Annotated in this window: 3 protein-coding genes; all 3 read right to left on the reverse strand. The window is 63.5% G+C overall.

Annotation, left to right across the window (positions count from 1 at the left end):
• Nucleotides 1–61 precede the first annotated feature (61 nt).
• The gene (locus O3Q52_RS52465; protein ID WP_269655449.1) at nt 62–214 is read right to left on the reverse strand and encodes a hypothetical protein; all 153 of its coding nucleotides are present in this window, start codon (nt 212–214) and stop codon (nt 62–64) included.
• A gap of 26 nt (nt 215–240) precedes the next feature.
• Nucleotides 241–531: a transposase gene (locus tag O3Q52_RS52470; RefSeq protein ID WP_269655450.1), complete on the reverse strand. Its 291-nt coding sequence runs from the start codon at nt 529–531 to the stop codon at nt 241–243.
• A 476-nt stretch (nt 532–1,007) separates the two neighbouring features.
• Nucleotides 1,008–1,998 (reverse strand): PLP-dependent aspartate aminotransferase family protein (locus tag O3Q52_RS52475; protein ID WP_269655451.1); only part of this gene is annotated, 991 nt, incomplete at its 5' end.

Below are 1,998 nucleotides of genomic sequence, written 5' to 3' on the forward strand. Positions count from 1 at the left end.
CCACACTGCAGGCCCATCACAGACGGTGACCAACCGTCAGGCCGTCACCGTCACACCCCCACTAAATTCGAAGACCCAGTTTCAGTTCCTCGCGCCGCTGGGCCGTCGCCGATTCTGGACGTGATCGCCAGTCGTAGTAGCCGGATCTGGAGACGCCGAGTCGGCCGCACATGAACTCGACGCTGTATGCGTACTCCGCAGTGTCGAGCCGCATCTCATCGATGAACTCGTACTTGCTTGCTACCGGGGATCCTTCGCGAAGTACGCCGCGCATTTTTTCAGGAAGGAGTTTTCCATCTCCAGCTCACGGTTGCGCCGCTCGAGTTCCTTCAAGCGCGACCGCTCGCTCACCGTCAATTCCGCATCAGGAGTTGGTTCCTGCTGCTTCTGATACTTCTTCACCCAGCCACGTAGCGTCTCCGGGTTCAACTCAAGATCCCGGGCGACTTCAGAGATCGTCTTGCTCGACCTCAATGCGATCTGGACGGCTTCCTCGCGGAACTCCGGCGAGTACTTACTGGGTGGCGCCACTTCTTCCTCGTTTCCTTCTCAGGACGATCCTATTGGATCCCTGTCCGGAAACTTCGGGGCACCCCACGGACGTCGTCGCGCCCTTGTCGCAGCATGCCTGTCAGCTCGTCAGCCGTGTGTCTCCAATGCCGGTCGAGTGCGAGACCGTCGATGGCCTCCCATGTAGCGGGAGGAATGCGCTGCCTATGCGAGAGCGCTGCGCGAAGCCATCTACGGAAGCGGTATTCGTCGAATCTCGGCAACGCCGTCACAATCCCGACTACCTCACCGGCTTCCATGCGGCTGAGTTGACTGTCGAGTTCGGGACTTCGGAGAACAGCGGTTTGGAGGTGCGGTCCCACTCGCCGAGAAGTACGGCGACCGGCAAGATGCCGCCGATGAAGTGACCCAGCGAACCTGATCTCCGGTCGTGGCTGCCGGTGATGGAAAGGGGGACTTCTTTTCGGTGTGGGTTGCGTCGCGGCCCGACAATTGAGTCAGGGAGTGGGCACCGCCGTGTCCAGGGCTGCGGCCAGGTCCGCGATGAGGTCATCGGGGTCTTCGAGTCCCACTGCCAGGCGCAGCAGGCCGTGGGTGCGGAACACCTCGGGGAACATGGCGGCGCGGCCGGCGGGAGAGTCTTCGTAGACGATGAGGGTCTCGTCGTGGCCCAGAGACACTGCGGAGGTGATCAGCCGCAGGTTGTTCACGAAGGCGTTGCGTGTGTCGTGCCCGGCGTCGAGAGCGAACGCGATCAGTGCCCCGAAGCCCTGCCCGGTGAACTGCCGCTTGGCGAGCTCATGCTGCGGGTGCGAGGGGAGTCCCGGGTAGGCGACGTGCAGTACACGAGGATCGCCCTCCAGGAACTCCGCCACGCGCTGGGCACTGGCAAGGTGCTGACGCAGGCGAAGCGGCAGCGTGACGGAACCGCGGGAGATCAGCCATGCGTTGAACGGGGAGATGGCAGCGCCCACGTTGATCATTGCCTCGGCCTTGATGGGGAGGATCAGTTCCCGCGGCCCGATGACGGCTCCGCCCATCGCGTCGCCGTGCCCGTTGATGTACTTGGTCAGGGAATGCATCACCAGGTCGGCGCCGTGCTCCAGCGGGCGGAATAGCGGGGGAGGCGTGCAGGTGGAGTCCACGGTCAGCAGCGCATCTGCCGCATGGGCGATGTCGGCCAGGGCCTGGATGTCGGCTGTCTTGACGGTCGGGTTGGCGATGGCCTCGGTGTGGATGATCCGGGTGGTGGGACGAATAGCAGCGCGCACGGCGTCAAGATCGGTGACGTCGACGAACGTCGCCTCGATGCCGGACTTGACCGGCAGCAGTTCTGCGAACAGCCGCCATACGGCGCTGTACGTGACGTCGGAGACGATGACGTGGTCCCCGGTGCGCAGGTCCCGGGTTCGACATAATTCGGCAGCCTGGAGCTCTGAATCTGGGGTTTGACCTGCGCAGACATGGGTGGGAACGCCTGGAGGGCGC

The organism is Streptomyces sp. ActVer, assembly GCF_027270795.1.
Classification (GTDB): domain Bacteria; phylum Actinomycetota; class Actinomycetes; order Streptomycetales; family Streptomycetaceae; genus Streptomyces; species Streptomyces umbrinus_A.

Bases quoted from the DNA above. Each gene is read 5' to 3' on its own strand.
- O3Q52_RS52465 (WP_269655449.1), bottom strand. From the start codon at position 214: ATGCGGCTCGACACTGCGGAGTACGCATACAGCGTCGAGTTCATGTGC.